Annotated in this window: 15 protein-coding genes; 13 read left to right on the top strand and 2 right to left on the bottom strand. The window is 44.2% G+C overall.

Features of this window, described 5'->3' with window-relative positions; genetic code table 11:
• The first annotated feature begins 6 nt into the window (after nucleotides 1-6).
• From leuB to QT711_RS04965, 4 genes are all read left to right on the top strand, one after another.
• A complete protein-coding gene (leuB, locus tag QT711_RS04950) occupies nucleotides 7-1107 on the top strand; it encodes a 3-isopropylmalate dehydrogenase (protein ID WP_317942410.1) in 1101 nt (366 codons plus the stop codon).
• 18 nt (nucleotides 1108-1125) lie between these two features.
• The gene (leuC, locus tag QT711_RS04955; RefSeq protein WP_317942411.1) at nucleotides 1126-2535 is read left to right on the top strand and encodes a 3-isopropylmalate dehydratase large subunit; all 1410 of its coding nucleotides are present in this window, start codon (nucleotides 1126-1128) and stop codon (nucleotides 2533-2535) included.
• 15 nt (nucleotides 2536-2550) lie between these two features.
• Complete coding sequence (leuD, locus tag QT711_RS04960; RefSeq protein WP_317942412.1) at nucleotides 2551-3135, top strand: 3-isopropylmalate dehydratase small subunit; 585 nt, start codon at nucleotides 2551-2553, stop codon at nucleotides 3133-3135.
• Nucleotides 3136-3766: 631 nt separating this feature from the next.
• Nucleotides 3767-4021 carry a hypothetical protein gene (locus QT711_RS04965; RefSeq protein WP_317942413.1) on the top strand — a complete coding sequence of 85 codons (255 nt, stop codon included), beginning with the start codon at nucleotides 3767-3769 and terminating at the stop codon, nucleotides 4019-4021.
• Here the strand turns inward: QT711_RS04965 and QT711_RS04970 are convergent.
• Nucleotides 4018-4680 (bottom strand): LytR/AlgR family response regulator transcription factor, encoded by a 663-nt coding sequence (locus QT711_RS04970; protein WP_317942414.1) that lies wholly within the window; start codon nucleotides 4678-4680, stop codon nucleotides 4018-4020. The two genes, QT711_RS04965 and QT711_RS04970, sit on opposite strands and share 4 nt — an antisense overlap.
• A gap of 197 nt (nucleotides 4681-4877) precedes the next feature.
• Here QT711_RS04970 and aceA point away from each other — a divergent pair, with 197 nt between their 5' ends.
• The 5 genes from aceA (at nucleotide 4878) to QT711_RS04995 (ending at nucleotide 10054) form a co-directional block, all read left to right on the top strand.
• Nucleotides 4878-6158, top strand: coding sequence for an isocitrate lyase (gene aceA, locus QT711_RS04975; protein WP_398295691.1), 1281 nt, complete (start codon nucleotides 4878-4880; stop codon nucleotides 6156-6158).
• 42 nt (nucleotides 6159-6200) lie between these two features.
• Nucleotides 6201-7793 (top strand): malate synthase A, encoded by a 1593-nt coding sequence (gene aceB / locus QT711_RS04980; protein WP_317942416.1) that lies wholly within the window; start codon nucleotides 6201-6203, stop codon nucleotides 7791-7793.
• Nucleotides 7794-7812: 19 nt separating this feature from the next.
• Complete coding sequence (locus QT711_RS04985; RefSeq protein WP_317942417.1) at nucleotides 7813-7935, top strand: YhfH family protein; 123 nt, start codon at nucleotides 7813-7815, stop codon at nucleotides 7933-7935.
• A 319-nt stretch (nucleotides 7936-8254) separates the two neighbouring features.
• Nucleotides 8255-9421 carry a pyridoxal-phosphate-dependent aminotransferase family protein gene (locus QT711_RS04990; RefSeq protein ID WP_317942418.1) on the top strand — a complete coding sequence of 389 codons (1167 nt, stop codon included), beginning with the start codon at nucleotides 8255-8257 and terminating at the stop codon, nucleotides 9419-9421.
• Between the two features lie 111 nt (nucleotides 9422-9532).
• Nucleotides 9533-10054 carry a hypothetical protein gene (locus QT711_RS04995; RefSeq protein WP_317942419.1) on the top strand — a complete coding sequence of 174 codons (522 nt, stop codon included), beginning with the start codon at nucleotides 9533-9535 and terminating at the stop codon, nucleotides 10052-10054.
• Here QT711_RS04995 and QT711_RS05000 read toward each other — a convergent pair.
• On the bottom strand, nucleotides 10031-10894 hold the full coding sequence (locus tag QT711_RS05000; protein WP_317942420.1) for a glycerophosphodiester phosphodiesterase: 864 nt from the start codon (nucleotides 10892-10894) through the stop codon (nucleotides 10031-10033). The two genes, QT711_RS04995 and QT711_RS05000, sit on opposite strands and share 24 nt — an antisense overlap.
• A gap of 126 nt (nucleotides 10895-11020) precedes the next feature.
• Between QT711_RS05000 and QT711_RS05005 the strand changes: the two genes are divergently transcribed.
• The 4 genes from QT711_RS05005 to QT711_RS05020 are packed head-to-tail and all read left to right on the top strand — an operon-like array spanning nucleotide 11021 to nucleotide 15229.
• Nucleotides 11021-12151, top strand: a complete 1131-nt coding sequence (locus QT711_RS05005; protein ID WP_317942421.1) for an ABC transporter ATP-binding protein — start codon at nucleotides 11021-11023, stop codon at nucleotides 12149-12151.
• The gene (locus tag QT711_RS05010) at nucleotides 12148-13041 is read left to right on the top strand and encodes a carbohydrate ABC transporter permease (RefSeq protein WP_317942422.1); all 894 of its coding nucleotides are present in this window, start codon (nucleotides 12148-12150) and stop codon (nucleotides 13039-13041) included. The genes QT711_RS05005 and QT711_RS05010 overlap by 4 nt, the downstream gene beginning before the upstream one ends.
• 2 nt (nucleotides 13042-13043) lie before the next feature.
• A complete protein-coding gene (locus QT711_RS05015; protein WP_317942612.1) occupies nucleotides 13044-13856 on the top strand; it encodes a carbohydrate ABC transporter permease in 813 nt (270 codons plus the stop codon).
• 38 nt (nucleotides 13857-13894) lie between these two features.
• Nucleotides 13895-15229, top strand: a complete 1335-nt coding sequence (locus QT711_RS05020; protein ID WP_398295693.1) for an ABC transporter substrate-binding protein — start codon at nucleotides 13895-13897, stop codon at nucleotides 15227-15229.
• Nucleotides 15230-15435: the final 206 nt, after the last annotated feature.

A 15435-nucleotide genomic window follows, 5' to 3' on the forward strand; every position in this document is an offset into this window, starting at 1 on the left:
AGAACAATGGAAAAAAGAGTAGCTGTATTACAAGGCGATGGTATCGGACCGGAAGTGACTGAGGCGGCTGTCAGAGTTCTCGAAGTTGTGGCAAGACGATTTAATCATAATTTCCATTTCAATTACGGTTCAATTGGCGGAGCAGCGATTGATGAATTTAATCATCCACTTCCTGAGGAAACAATCGCTCTCTGCGAATCGAGTGATGCAATACTCTTAGGGGCTGTCGGCGGACCTAAGTGGGATCAAAATCCTTCTGAGCTGAGACCAGAAAAAGGACTTTTAGCCATTCGAAAGCATTTTGACCTATTTGCCAACTTGCGTCCTGTGAAAGCTGTCCCCTCCTTGCTTCATGCTTCTCCTTTAAAGGAAGAAGTCGTTCAAGCAGTCGATATGATGATTGTGCGAGAACTAACAGGCGGCCTTTATTTCGGTGAACCGAGTCGCAAAACGGATAAGGCAGCGGTGGACACACTTGTTTATACACGCGAGGAAATTGAACGTATTGTAGAAAAAGCTTTTGAACTTGCTCGTTTACGTAGAGGGAAAGTGACTTCAGTTGATAAAGCAAACGTACTTGAATCGAGCAAGCTTTGGCGAGAGATTGTCGATGAAAAGCGGAAGAGCTATCCAGATATTGAAGTGGAACATCAACTTGTCGATTCAGCTGCCATGAAGCTTATTACAAATCCTGGTGCGTTCGATGTCATCGTGACGGAAAATATGTTCGGCGATATTTTAAGTGATGAAGCGTCTGTTATTACGGGTTCGCTCGGTTTATTGCCATCAGCGAGTGTGCGATCAGATGGGTTCGGGTTATATGAACCGGTACACGGCTCAGCACCTGATGTTGCAGGTAAAGGCATTGCCAATCCAGCGGCGACCATCTTATCTACAGCGATGATGTTACGCTATTCGTTCGGGCTAGAAACAGAAGCCGCAACAATCGAAAAAGCGATTGATACCGTTTTTGAGGACGGACATTACACAGCAGATTTGTCCGGCGGCAGCGATCGGGTTCTATCTACAAAAGAGTGGACGGATAAAGTAATTGAAGAATTGGATCTACAATCTGTTTCAAATAGCATTATGTTTTCTTACGTGTAAATGGAAGGGGAAGCGCAAATGGCAAAGACGATTATTGAGAAGGTTTGGGACCGACATATTGTATATGAAGAACAGGGGAAACCGGATCTGTTATATATCGACCTTCATTTATTGCATGAAGTAACCTCTCCACAGGCATTCGAAGGATTACGACTGGCAGGTCGGAAAGTGAGGCGGCCGGATCTTTGTTTCGCGACGATGGATCATAACGTGCCGACAAAGAACTTACCGATCATCCAAGATCCGATTGCTAAAAAGCAAATCACGACGTTGGAGCGGAACTGTCAGGAGTTCGGTATTGAGCTGGCGGATATGGAGCATCCGGACCAAGGAATTGTACACATTATCGGACCTGAGCTTGGCTTGACACAACCCGGCAAAACGATTGTTTGCGGAGATAGCCACACATCTACACACGGTGCTTTCGGTGCAATCGCATTTGGTATTGGTACGAGTGAAGTTGAGCATGTCTTGTCAACGCAAACGTTATGGCAATCAAAACCGAAGACGATGGAAATTCGCATCAACGGTAAACTTGGATTTGGAGTAACTGCAAAAGATGTTATCTTAGCAATCATTGCGAAATTCGGTATCGATGTTGGAACAGGCCATATCGTGGAATTTACAGGGGAAGCAATTCGTTCGATGACGATGGAAGAGCGGATGACGATTTGCAACATGTCCATTGAAGCGGGAGCGAAAGCGGGGTTGATTAGCCCGGACCAAACGACAGTGGACTACTTGAGAGATCGACGGTACGTTCCTAAAGGAGCTGCTTTTGAGGAAGCGGCTGCGGAATGGCTTGCTTTGGCGACAGATGAAGGGGCGGTTTACGACACGACGCTGGAAATAGACGCAGCAGCTATCGAACCGTTCGTCACATGGGGAACGAATCCGTCAATGGGATCAGGCATTAGCGCAAATGTCCCTTCAGCAGATGATTTTGCGAATGAATCTGACAAAGAAGCGCTAAAGAAAGCACTTGCCTACATGGGCCTTTCTGAAGGGACACCACTTACGCAAATTGACATTCAACATGTATTCATCGGTTCTTGTACAAATGCACGGCTAAGCGATTTACGGAATGCAGCGGAAGTAATTGCCGGACAAAAAGTGCATCCTTCTGTGACAGCAATTGTCGTACCTGGCTCCCGCACCGTCAAAAAGCAAGCGGAAGAAGAAGGATTGGATAAGATCTTTACGGAAGCTGGTTTTGAATGGCGGGAATCAGGCTGTAGCATGTGCTTAGCGATGAATGATGATGTCGTACCGGCAGGAGAAAGATGTGCATCGACATCCAACCGGAACTTTGAAGGACGCCAAGGCGCAGGATCTCGCACGCACTTAATGAGTCCAGCGATGGCTGCAGCTGCGGCCATCAAAGGACGATTCGTAGATGTCCGTGAGATGAAACTTGCCCATGCATGACGAAAGGATGATTGTATGAAACCGATTAATGAAGTGCGCAGTGTACTCACTCCGCTAGATCATAAAAATGTCGACACGGACCAAATTATTTCGAAAGAGTTCTTGAAACGGATCGAGCGTACCGGCTTCGGAAAATACCTTTTCTATCATTGGCGATACAATGCAGACGGTTCGGTGAATGAAAAGTTCGTATTGAACGATGAACGCTTTAAAGACTCGACAATTCTCGTTGCCCACGATAACTTCGGTTGTGGGTCTTCAAGAGAACACGCTCCATGGGCAATCTTGGACTATGGTTTCCAAGTCGTCATCGCGCCATCATTTGCAGACATCTTCCACAACAACTGTTTTAAAAACGGCATCTTACCTATCCGCCTGTCGGTAGGAGAAGTTGAAGAACTGCTCGCAAAAGGGAAAGCTGCCCCTTATGCACTAGAAGTAAACTTGGAACAACAAACCGTACGCGGTGAAGATGGCAAAACGTACAGTTTTACAATTGACCCGTATTACAAGCAAATGCTCTTAAACGGTTGGGACGAAATTTCCTTAACATTTCAGTATGAAGAGCACATTGCTGCGTATGAGCAGCAGCATGCGTAATCGATTAAATAGAATGAGAACTGCCCGGAAAGTGAGTGAGAACTTACTTTTCGGGTGGTTTTTTATTTGGGAACTGGATGAGAGGGATTTTTGGTGTAATGCGTGACGGTTATGCGCCGATAGTATTGCGATGCGAGGGTTGAGTGTTGTAATACGAGCTATTTACGTTGCGATACGAGGCGTTTATGTTGTGATACGGCGCGAGTATTGCGATGCGAGGGTTGAGTGTTGTGATACGAGCAGTTTACGTTGCGATACGAGACGTTTATGTTGTGATACGGCGCGAGTATTGCGATGCGCGGGGGTAGTGTTGTGATACGAGCAGTTTACGTTGCGATACGAGACGTTTATGTTGTGATACGGCGCGAGTATTGCGATGCGCGGGGGTAGTGTTGTGATACGAGCAGTTTACGTTGTGATGCGGAGCGTTTATGTTGTGATACGGCGAGAGTGTTGCGATGCGAGGGTTGAGTGTTGTGATACGAGCAGTTTACGTTGCGATGCGGAGCGTTTATGTTGTGATACGGTGCGAGTATTGCGATGCGAGGGTTGAGTGTTGTGATACGAGCTATTTACGTTGTGAAGCGGGGCGTTTATGTTGTGATACGGCGCGAGTATTGTGATGCGAGGGTTGAGTGTTGTGATACGAGCAGTTTACGTTGCGATGCGGGGCGTTTATGTTGTGATACGCCAAGATAAACAAGCCCCTGTACCATCTGTATTGCTTCGGAGCAATGCAGATAGTACAGGGGCTATTTCTTGCGGACTTTACCCGATATGGAACGAAAATGGTTTAACGATCGCTCATCTTTTCATGACCATTTGTAGGGATTTTATTACACTCCAACTGTTCATACATACAATAGGTTCCTATTACTATCGTTAAAACCCCAACACACACCGCACTTCATTTACGTATTTTTGACTGATTGGTAGCTCTGTACCATCCGTTATGATCACTTGTAAGTTCGAAGAGAAGTCTCTTGAAATACGTTCGATGCATGCGGTATTTACGATATAGGATCGGTGTATTCTCAAAAATGAAGGCGGTAGTTTCTTTTCTAATTCTTTTAATGTGTTTGCAATGCTGTATTGTCCGTCTTCGGTGTAGAAGAAGGTTTTCTTTTGGAAGCTTTCGAGATGGGTGATTCGATCAGTTTGAATGGGAAACCACTCATTATCTGCTTTGCCCGTTAAGAGACGGACAGGTTGTGGATTCGATAGTTCGCTGGTTTGCGGACGGTAGACGACAAGAGCACCTTGCATGCCATCCAGTTCGATTGGATAGCCGTTGCCATACTTTGGTTCGTTATAGGATGAATGATCTAAGAAGTTTTCCACTTTCCGTCGTTCTTGCAGGACGAGTTGGGCGATGCTGCCTGTTGCAACCTGTTTTCCTTTTAAATTCTCCTCTTTTCCATTGTGATACAAGTAGTGACCCTCACAAGCAATCGCAAACGTTGCGTCTCTCGGAATCCAATCTTCTAGTAAACTTCTATACTGTTGCACAAACTCCCATGTTCGCTCTGTGTTTCCTAACGTCATTCATCGTTCCCCCCAGCTAAGTTATCGAGCTTATTCTTCATTCATCCGTAAAAAAGCACCTTTTGTCGGAAAGCACTGACAGTTTAGAATTTCTGTTATATATTAATGTATAACAAGTTTAGCTGTTATGGAACAGTAAGAAAGTAACATTTACTGGAGAGCTAAACAAAATTTATTGGAAGGTGTGGATTGTATTGATGAATCGTCAAGAACAAGTGGAGCAATTGGAGCGCGCGTGGGGGACTGCGGAACGTTGGAAGGGAATTGAGCGGACGTATTCCGCAGAGGAAGTTGTTAAGCTTCGGGGATCTGTGCAAATTCAACATACATTAGCGCAAAGAGGTGCCGAACGTCTTTGGCGATCGCTCCATGATATGGACTTTGTCAATGCACTAGGGGCACTCACTGGTAATCAAGCCGTACAACAAGTGAAAGCTGGACTGCAAGCAATTTACCTAAGTGGTTGGCAAGTGGCTGCAGATGCAAATATGGCAGGGCACATGTATCCTGACCAAAGCCTTTACCCGGTAAACAGTGTACCGAATGTCGTCAAACGGATTAACCAAGCACTTCAGCGGGCGGACCAAATCGATCACGCTGAAGGAAGAACAGATGGTTTTGATTGGTTCGCACCGATTGTGGCGGATGCTGAAGCAGGTTTTGGTGGACCGTTGAATGTTTTCGAATTAATGAAAGCGATGATTGAAGCAGGGGCGGCAGGTGTTCATTTTGAAGATCAATTAGCTTCTGAGAAAAAATGTGGCCACCTTGGCGGGAAGGTTTTATTGCCAACACAAAATGCTGTCAGGAATTTAGTCTCTGCTCGGTTGGCAGCTGATGTGCTAGGTGTGGATACAATCATCATTGCAAGAACGGATGCAGATGCAGCGGATTTAATAACGAGTGATATCGATGAGCGGGATCATGCGTTCATTACAGGAGAGCGGACGCCAGAAGGGTTTTATCGTACGCGGGCCGGTATCGATCAAGCGATTGCTAGGGGGCTTGCTTATGCACCTTATGCAGATCTTGTTTGGTGTGAAACGTCAACGCCGAACTTGGATGAAGCAAAACGATTTGCTGACGCGATTCATGAAAAATTCCCTGGAAAGATGCTGGCGTATAATTGTTCGCCTTCATTCAACTGGAAAGCAAATTTGGATGATGAAACCATTGCGAAATACCAACGAGAACTCGGAAAGATGGGGTACAAATTCCAATTTGTCACGTTAGCGGGCTTCCATTCGTTGAACCATAGCATGTTTGAGTTGGCACACGGTTACAAAGACCACGGAATGGCAGCGTATTCGAAGTTGCAGCAAGCGGAATTTGCGAATGAATCCAAGGGGTATACGGCGACACGCCACCAGCGGGAAGTAGGTACAGGGTATTTTGATGAAGTGGCACAAGTCATTTCTGGCGGAACGTCCTCCACTACAGCGATGAAAGGATCAACGGAAGAAGCACAATTCGTTTGAGGCATACAGTTTTTAAATAAAGAGAGGGTGGTTTTTCTGACCATGCAACAAGCACGTTTCAATATGGATATTGTCGGTGAAATGACGGCTGGAACGGAAGAGTTGTTAACACCAGAAGCATTGGAATTCCTCTATAGTTTGCATGAGAATTTTAATGAACAGCGAAAGAAATTGCTGGAAATTCGGAAACAACGGCAAGTGCAATTCAATGCAGGAGAAACACCTCGGTTTTTGGAAGAGACCCGATCCATCCGGGAGGGGGATTGGACAGTGGCGCCAATTCCTCCTGATTTACAGGACCGTCGAGTTGAAATTACAGGCCCGGTAGACCGGAAAATGATCATCAATGCGCTAAACTGTGGTGCAAAAGCATTTATGGCGGATTTTGAAGATGCGACTTCTCCGACATGGTCGAATCTAATTGAAGGGCAAATCAATTTGAAGGATGCAGTGCGCAAAACCATTGAATACGAGCATCCTGTAACGGGAAAGAAGTATCGCTTGAATGAAGAGACGGCTGTTTTAATTGTCCGCACACGGGGGTTGCATTTGGATGAGAAGCACATTGTCATAAATGGCGAACCGATGGCAGGAGCATTTTTCGATTTCGGATTGTATTTTTTTCATAATGCGCAAGCGTTGATTGCCCGCGATACAGGACCGTATTTTTACTTGCCAAAGCTGGAAAGTCATGTGGAAGCAAAACTGTGGAATGATGTTTTCAAGTTTGCACAAGAACGACTCGGGATTCCATATGGAACGATTCGTGCAACGATGCTTATTGAAACAATTACGGCTGCGTTTGAGATGGATGAAATTTTATACGAATTGCGTGATCATGCAGCAGGTTTGAACTGTGGTCGCTGGGATTACATTTTTAGTTTCATTAAACGGCTACGCGAACACCCGGAAGTCATTTTACCGGATCGAGCACAAGTGACGATGGCATCCCCTTTCATGCGCGCATATACGCAACTTTGCATTCAAACGTGTCATAGACGAAATGCGTTTGCAATGGGAGGAATGGCTGCACAAATTCCAATCCGTGATGATCAGGCTGCAAATGAACGGGCATTTCAGAAAGTGGCCGAAGATAAACGGAGAGAAGTGACCGATGGACATGATGGCACGTGGGTAGCACATCCTGGCCTTGTAGCGGTCGCCATGGATGCGTTTACTAACGAGATGAAAACATCGAATCAGCTCCATCGAAAACGGGAAGACGTCCAAGTAACTGCGGCAGACTTGCTGGAAGTTCCAACAGGGACGATTACAGAAGAAGGTTTGCGAATGAATTGCAGTGTCGGTGTTCAATATATCGCATCTTGGCTAAGTGGAAATGGTGCCGCACCGATTATTCATTTAATGGAAGATGCTGCGACAGCGGAAATTTCAAGGTCACAAGTGTGGCAATGGATTCGCCATCCGAAAGGACAATTAGAAGACGGACGTGACATTACGATAGAGCTGTTTAAGGAAGTTTTTGAAGAAGAGATGGAGCAATTGAAAGCGCGAGTTGGCGAAAGTACGTATCGACTCGGTCGTTTTCAAGAAGCGGCAGAGCTATTTGTTCAATTAACAGTACAAGAGGAATTTGAAGAATTTTTAACAATCCCTGGTTATTTAAAAATCTAAAAGAGTGGAGGAGATTCAAATGAGGAAAGTCGAAGAGCCAAAGACGATGAAAATTTGCCGGGAATGTGGATGTGAAATCGTGGAGCAGGTTGAGTCACTCCTATATGAATGTGAACGTTGCATTGGCAAACATAAAGAGTAGATGAGCTTTTCTAGTAAGTACGAAATTGGACAGCGTGTGATAGACAGTTTGGCTGTCTGTTGCACGCTGATTCATTTATGGAGTAGGTTTGAAAATGACGTGTGGAAGAAAAGTCAGTTGCACAGGTTGTTAACCGTGGAGCAATTAAGGTTTTTGCTTGTAAGGATTTTACTGAGTGAATGCTTTTATTACAAAGAACCGCTATTTTGTAAGTGACGATTGATAGGCTCGACATTCATTGGACAAAAAGAGGGCTTTCAAGACGTCAAGTCGAATCCTATAAGGTGACTAACAATTATAAAACATAGGGGGATGTCAGATGAGGAATGAAGAAATGTTGCTAATACCAGGACCGACACCGGTTGTCGATTCAATTTACGATGCGATGGCTAGTGAAACGAGGGGGCATACAGACCCGCGTTTTGTAGCACAATACAAAGCGTCGATCGAGAAGACACGAGAGTTGTTCAACACGGATGGAGAAGTGTTTGTCGTTGCGGGTTCAGGAACAATTGCAATGGAAATGGCCCTTGTTAACACAGTGGCTGCAGGTGAACGTTTGCTTATTATTAGTCAAGGCTATTTTGGTGACCGTTTCATTCAACTGGGGAAAGCGTTTGGCATTGAAATAGATGTATTACAAGCGGAATGGGGGAAACAAGTAGCAGCTGAAGAGGTCGAGCGTATGATGAAAGAGCATACATACAAAGCGGTTACGATTACGCATGCGGATACATCAACCGGTGTCGCGGCAGACTTGGAGACGCTTGTCCCAATCGTTAAACAACATGGCGCGCTCGTTATTGTGGACGGCGTTTGTGCAACGGCGGCGATGGAAGAAGATATGCAGAAGGAATATGGGGATGCAGGACATACAATCGATGTCGTACTGACCGGTTCCCAAAAAGCAATCGGGGTCCCACCAGGTTTGGCGATTGTAGCGTTCAATCAAACTGCATTAGCGGCTAGGAAGAAAATCGAAAGAGTCCCTGCATATTACTGCGACATTGCTAATTGGATACCAATTATGCAAGATCCGTCTAAGTATTTTGCAACGCCGCCAGTAAACTTGATTTATGCGTATGATGAAGGCATGAAACTCGTATTGGATGAAGGTTTGACGAAACGGTATGCAAGACATACATCATTCGGTCGCGCAGTTCGTGCTGCATTAAAAGTTTACGGTATGCAACCATTAGCGGATGAAACGGTTGCCGCATCTACACTCAGTTGTATCCTATATCCTGAAGGAGTCGATGATGCAGCATTCCGAAGTACATTAGCGAAGAAAGGCATCATTGTCGCAGGAGCGTTAGCACATTTAGCGGGCAAAGCGTTCCGCATCGGCCATATGGGCAACACGACAGAAGACATGTTAGCAACCGCAGTAGAACAAATTGGAAACACATTAGTCGAGTTAGGCCATGAAGTGTCCGTCGATGAGGCAGTCAGACGTTTTAAAGAAGAAGTTTCAGCAGTTGTCTAAATAGAAGTAGAAGTTCATCGTTATTTGAAAGTACGTCTAGTTTGCGAATTAACGATCATCCTTTGCAGCGAATCAACCTATCATAAATGTCGATAGGTTGATTCTTTTTTCATGGGGGAGGAGTTTACCACCGATTCGCCAGTTATCACCGATTCTCAAGGGTTTATCACCGAATCTCCGGTAGTTATCACCGATACTCGGAGGTTTATCACCGATTCGCCAGTTACCACCGATACTCAGGGTGTTACCACCGTTTCGTGCGAGTTTACCACCGATTCAGGTCGCTTTACCACCGATACTAGCGAGTTTACCACCGATTCAGGTCGCTTTACCACCGTTACTAGCGAGTTTACCACCGATTCGCCAGTTATCACCGATACTCGGGTAGTTATCACCGATTCTCAGAGGTTTATCACCGATACTCGGGTAGTTATCACCGATACTGGGGTGTTTATCACCGATACTCAGGGTGTTATCACCGATTCAGGTTGCTTTACTACCCATTCACAAGACTTCACCACCAATTCACCAGTTCCCACCATTTCTCAAAAGATTACCACCATAACGCTAGCTATCCTCCAATGCTTTCTCGCTACGTCTTCCAACAGTTCACTCCACATTCATCTCTTTTAATACCTCAACTGCCACATCAGGGACATCGGTAAAAATGCCGTTCACTTGCAGCTCAATCATTCGGCGGATGGCATCTTTATCGTTTACCGTGAAAGGGTGAACGTGCAACCCCGCTGCGTGCGCTCGATCGACCAATTCTTTTGTGACGATTTTTTCGTCAACGCCGATGCCTGATGCGTACTTTGCAACTTTGCGTAAATGCGATTTTGTTAGCATCGATTCGTTTTTTTCGGAATACAGTTGAATAAGTGGGATGGAAGGCTCTTCCTTATGAATTTCCTTAAGAGCATCACCATCGAATGATTGCAAAATGACGGTTGGAAACCCGTTGCCTTGTTGTAGCAAGTTATTGTCTCGTAATTGCTGTAACAAAGTCTTCTCGATACCGGGATAGGTGGAAGGTGTTTTTAATTCAATATAGTAATTCACGTCATCTTTAAAATGGGAAAAAACTTCTTCTGTACTTACGATTCGCAGTGGGTCAATGTCTGTTTGCATCGTCACAGGTATTTTCTTTCGTTGACTCGCTTTGCGTTGGATTGCCTTTAATTGCTTGAACGTCGTATCAGCGATTGCTTGTTTGTCATTGCCTAGTTCGATGAAACGGTCGTGCAGTGCTACGAGCTCTTTGTCTTGTGTTCGATGCACATCCAATTCAATATAGTCCGCTTGCATTTGGACAGCAAGTTCATAGGAAAGTAATGAATGCTCCGGTGCATAAGCGGATGCGCCGCGATGGGCAATGATGAGAAATTCATTGTCTGGCAAGGACGCAACCTTGTCCTGTTGTGCACATGAAACTAGCAGGATGAGAAGGAACAACAAAACGAGTTTTTTCATTCGCGAGTACCTCCTATGTAAAGTAATTGTAAAATAGCGAAAAATAGAAGGATTCATTCGCCCAAATGTCGAAGTGTGTCAGTAGGAAAATTTAGTCATAGATAAAAAAGGAAGGAATTTGATTGAATGAAAAAAGTGGAACTGATCGACGTATCAAAATCGTATGATAAGCAAGTTGATGTTATATCCAATATAAACGTAACAATCGAGCCAGGCGAGTTTTTTGTTCTCGTCGGTCCTTCAGGTTGTGGGAAGAGTACGATGTTACGAATGATTGCAGGGCTCGAGGAAATTACCGGAGGAACGTTAAAAATTGGCGATCAAGTGGCCAATCATTTGACGCCGAACAAACGTGATTTGTCGATGGTGTTTCAAAATTATGCACTCTACCCGCATTTGACTGTCCAGCAAAACATTACGTTTGGGCTCGATGTGAAGCGGATGAAGAAGGACGAGCAACGGCAAAAAGCACAAGAAGTTGCAGAAATGCTTGGTTTGCAAGCGTACTTAGATCGCAAACCACGAGAATTATCAGGAGGGCAACGGCAACGTGTCGCACTGGCAAGATCCATCGTTAGTGAAACACCGATCTGTTTGATGGATGAACCGCTATCAAACTTGGACGCTAAGCTTCGTGCGCATATGCGCTCGGAAATTCGACGAATTCAACGCAAACTTGGCATTACGATGATTTATGTCACCCACGACCAAGTCGAAGCAATGACGATGGGGGATCGAATCATGATTCTGCATGAAGGCAAAATTCAGCAAATCGGTAAACCGATTGATATTTACAATTACCCTGCCAATCCGTTTGTCGCAACGTTCATCGGTGCACCGCCTATGAATTTAGCAAAAGCCGAACTTGACAAGCAGACGTCACACCTTGTTATTGGACAAACGATTCGCCTACCGATTCCAGCTGATCAGCTTGATATGCTGCCACAGAAGATGACAATTGGTGTACGGCCGGAAAATCTTCATTCAGAAGCACAAGCGGAAGACCATACGATAGCTTTTCAAGTAGAGGTAACAAATGTTGAGATTTTAGGGAATGAAACGGTCTTTTCTTTCACAATTGGGGAGGAGGAGTGGATGGCGAAATGGACGGGTCAATGGCACATCGGAATTGGCGACAGTCTTTCAATTTATGTACATTTTGATGTACTCTCCATTTTTGATGAGCATAGCGGTGAATTAATTAAAAAAACAATTGATAACGGAAACTATATTGCGAATAAAGAGGTGTCCCCATGAACCGAACCTTGAAGTGGCGGAAAATCCTAGATGTCAGCACAGCGCTACTCTACTTGTTACCGTCGATTATATTATTTGCAGTGTTCATCTTTTATCCAATGTTCCACACGATCTATTTAAGTTTTTTTCTCACCGATCAAGCAGGGAATGCTGCACTTAATGTCGGATTTGAAAACTATCAATACTTGTTAAGTTCATCTGAATTCCAAAATAGCATGAAAGCAACAGCGTTATTTGTCCTCTACACGGTTCCAATCGGCGTCATTTTAGCGTTGTTTTTTGCTTTGTTGGCAAATGAAAAATTAAAAGGAATCGGCTTTTTTAGAACGATGTATTCTTCAACGATGGGCATATCGGTTGCTGCATCTTCTGTTATTTGGCTTTTCATGTTTAATCCTAGCATTGGAATGTTCAACCGGTTGTTAAGCGTGTTCAATCTTCCGCAAATCCAATGGTTATTGGACCCTGAGTGGGCATTAATTTCCGTCGCTGTTTCAACGATCTGGATGAATACAGGTTTTTCCTTCCTAATTCTATTAGGTGGTTTACAAAATATTGATGAACACCTTTATGAGAGTTCGAGAATTGATGGTGCTGGGTATTTTTATCGACTTAGAAGAATTACGGTTCCAATGTTGTCGCCAACGCTGTTTTTTATTACTACGATTTCACTCATTAATGCATTCCAGACATTCGGACAAATTGATATTTTAACAAAAGGTGGTCCTTCTCAATCTACGAATCTCATTGTTTACTCGATCTACCGAGAGGCTTTCATCAATTATCAATTTGGGACTGCGAGTGCACAAGCCGTCATACTATTTGTCATTATATTAGTTGTGACGATTCTCCAATTTAAGTTTGTGGAGAGGAAGGTGCACTATCAATGAAAATGGGTTTGCTGCAAAAAATATGGATTTATTTCTTACTTATCGTCACATCGGCATTCGTCTTTTTCCCTGTCGCATATGCCTTTATGATTTCATTCATGACAGGGCCAGAAATTATCCAAGGGAACTTCATCCCACAATCAATCACGTTCGAAAACTACGTGAAAGTATTCGAGCGTTTGCCATTAATAAACTATTTACTCAATAGTTTTGTCGTATCAGTTAGTGTAATGCTCGGACAGCTTGTCGTTTGTAGTTTGGCAGCATACGCATTCGTTTTCTTTACATTTAAAGGGCGCGATTTTATCTTCTTCCTGTTCATATCAACGATGATGATTCCATGGGAAGCGACGATGATTCCAAACGTATTTACGATTCGATCACTCGATTGGCTCAATACATACCAAGGTTTGACAGTTCCCTTTTTCGCCTTGGCCTTTGGGACATTTTTGCTTCGACAACATTTCCTTACCATCCCGAAAGAGTTGCATGAAGCATCGCAAATTGCGGGAGTTGGCCGGTTTAAGTTCTTCTGGAAAGTTGTGTTACCCGTTTCGAAAACTAGCCTTGTCACGCTAGGTGCGTACGGATTTTTAACAACGTGGAATATGTATTTGTGGCCATTATTAATTACAACCAATGAATCCGTAAGAACGGTCCAAATTGGTTTGAAGCAATTGCAATCTCAAGAAATTGCAACCGAATGGGGGGTGGTCATGGCAGGGGTTATCGTCGTTATTATACCAACATTGCTATTGCTATTTATCGGTCAGAAACAATTGCAAAAAGGTCTTTCCAAAGGTGCGTTAAAGTAAACCAATTTTAGAGGGGTGCATGAGAGATGAAGAAAATGATGAAGTCATCGTTATTTTGGCTGTTGCTCGTAACGATTGGACTGCTAGCTGCATGTACGAACAGTGACAAAGAAGATGCGACTGAACGAGAAGTAACGAAGACAGAAGACGGCAAAGTTTCGATTGAATTTTGGCATGCGATGTCAGGCACAGGACAAGAATCGATTGATACAATCGTAAAAGGCTTTAATGAGTCGCAGGATAAATATGAAGTAAAAGCGGAATTCCAAGGTTCTTATGAAGAATCTTTGACGAAGTTGCGTGGCGTAGGCGGCACGAAGGATGCCCCTGCGATTACACAAGTGTTTGAAGTCGGAACAAAATATATGATCGAGAGTGGCTACATCGAGCCGATGCAGTCTTTCATTGACAAAGATAATTATGACCTTTCGCAGCTTGAAGAAAACATCTTAAACTATTACAAAGTGGATGGAAAATTGTACTCTATGCCATTTAACTCATCAACACCTGTCATGATGTACAACAAAGATGCATTTAAAGCAGCAGGATTGGATCCTGAAAATGCACCTGCAACTTTTTCAGAAGTTATTGAAGCAGCAGAGAAATTGACGAAAGATGATATGAAAGGTTTCTCTATGTTAACGTATGGCTGGTTCTTCGAGCAACTCGTCGCCACACAAGGCGGCTTATATGTGAATGAAGACAATGGCCGCTCGGGTGATGCAACAGAAGTATTATTTAACGGCGCAGAAGGGTTAAACGTATTTAACTTCCTTGACACGATGAACAAAGCGGGCACGTTCGGCAACTTCGGTACGAACTGGGATGACATCCGTGCGGCATTTGCTACGGAAAAAGTCGCGATGTACATGGACTCCTCAGCAGGTGTTGCGGGTGCCATTGCAAATGCACCGTTTGAAGTAGGAGTAGCGTATATTCCACATGCTGACGAAGTGAAACGAAACGGCGTTGTCATCGGCGGCGCTTCATTGTGGATGTCCAAAGGCATTGCGGAAGAAGAGCAAGAAGCGGCTTGGGAATTCATGAAGTACATGACGACACCTGAAGTACAGGCAAAATGGCATCTAGATACAGGTTACTTTGCCATCAACCCAGCAGCTTATGAGGAAGAAAGCGTGAAAGCAAAGTGGGCGGAATATCCACAATTCAAAGTGACAGTCGATCAGTTGCAAGATACAGTACCGGGCCTTGCGACACAAGGAGCGCTCATCTCAGTTTTCCCGGAATCCAGACAGCAAATTGTCACTGCATTGGAAGAACTGTACCAAGGAAAAGACCCGCAAGAAGTGCTAGACAAAGCGGCTGAAGGTACAAACCGTGCAATAGAAATTGCTAACAAAACGAAAAAATGATAAGAAAACTGCCGAATGGTCAATCGACCGCGGCAGTTTTTTCTTGCAAGCGAGTACTTATAACAATTCCTCTATTTTGCTTATTTTATGAAATCTGAATAGTAACCTCTTCCCTCTATTGTATAGTTAAGAAGTAGTGGTATACTAAAGTATAGTTTGACAATTTTATGAGTCTATCGACTTGTGAACGTGTGCAATTATACATA

The organism is Sporosarcina saromensis (assembly GCF_033253735.1).
Lineage (GTDB): Bacteria > Bacillota > Bacilli > Bacillales_A > Planococcaceae > Sporosarcina > Sporosarcina saromensis.

Excerpts from the sequence above, each read along its gene's own strand:
- QT711_RS04985 (WP_317942417.1), top strand. The coding sequence starts at position 7,813 with ATGAGGAAAGTCGAAGAGCCAAAGACGATGAAAATTTGCCGGGAATGT.
- QT711_RS05000 (WP_317942420.1), bottom strand. The coding sequence starts at position 10,894 with ATGAAAAAACTCGTTTTGTTGTTCCTTCTCATCCTGCTAGTTTCATGT.
- leuB (WP_317942410.1), top strand. The coding sequence starts at position 7 with ATGGAAAAAAGAGTAGCTGTATTACAAGGCGATGGTATCGGACCGGAA.
- QT711_RS05010 (WP_317942422.1), top strand. The coding sequence starts at position 12,148 with ATGAACCGAACCTTGAAGTGGCGGAAAATCCTAGATGTCAGCACAGCG.
- QT711_RS05015 (WP_317942612.1), top strand. The coding sequence starts at position 13,044 with ATGGGTTTGCTGCAAAAAATATGGATTTATTTCTTACTTATCGTCACA.
- leuD (WP_317942412.1), top strand. The coding sequence starts at position 2,551 with ATGAAACCGATTAATGAAGTGCGCAGTGTACTCACTCCGCTAGATCAT.
- QT711_RS04995 (WP_317942419.1), top strand. The coding sequence starts at position 9,533 with ATGGGGGAGGAGTTTACCACCGATTCGCCAGTTATCACCGATTCTCAA.
- QT711_RS04990 (WP_317942418.1), top strand. The coding sequence starts at position 8,255 with ATGAGGAATGAAGAAATGTTGCTAATACCAGGACCGACACCGGTTGTC.
- aceB (WP_317942416.1), top strand. The coding sequence starts at position 6,201 with ATGCAACAAGCACGTTTCAATATGGATATTGTCGGTGAAATGACGGCT.
- QT711_RS05020 (WP_398295693.1), top strand. The coding sequence starts at position 13,895 with ATGAAGTCATCGTTATTTTGGCTGTTGCTCGTAACGATTGGACTGCTA.
- leuC (WP_317942411.1), top strand. The coding sequence starts at position 1,126 with ATGGCAAAGACGATTATTGAGAAGGTTTGGGACCGACATATTGTATAT.
- QT711_RS04970 (WP_317942414.1), bottom strand. The coding sequence starts at position 4,680 with ATGACGTTAGGAAACACAGAGCGAACATGGGAGTTTGTGCAACAGTAT.
- QT711_RS05005 (WP_317942421.1), top strand. The coding sequence starts at position 11,021 with ATGAAAAAAGTGGAACTGATCGACGTATCAAAATCGTATGATAAGCAA.
- aceA (WP_398295691.1), top strand. The coding sequence starts at position 4,878 with ATGAATCGTCAAGAACAAGTGGAGCAATTGGAGCGCGCGTGGGGGACT.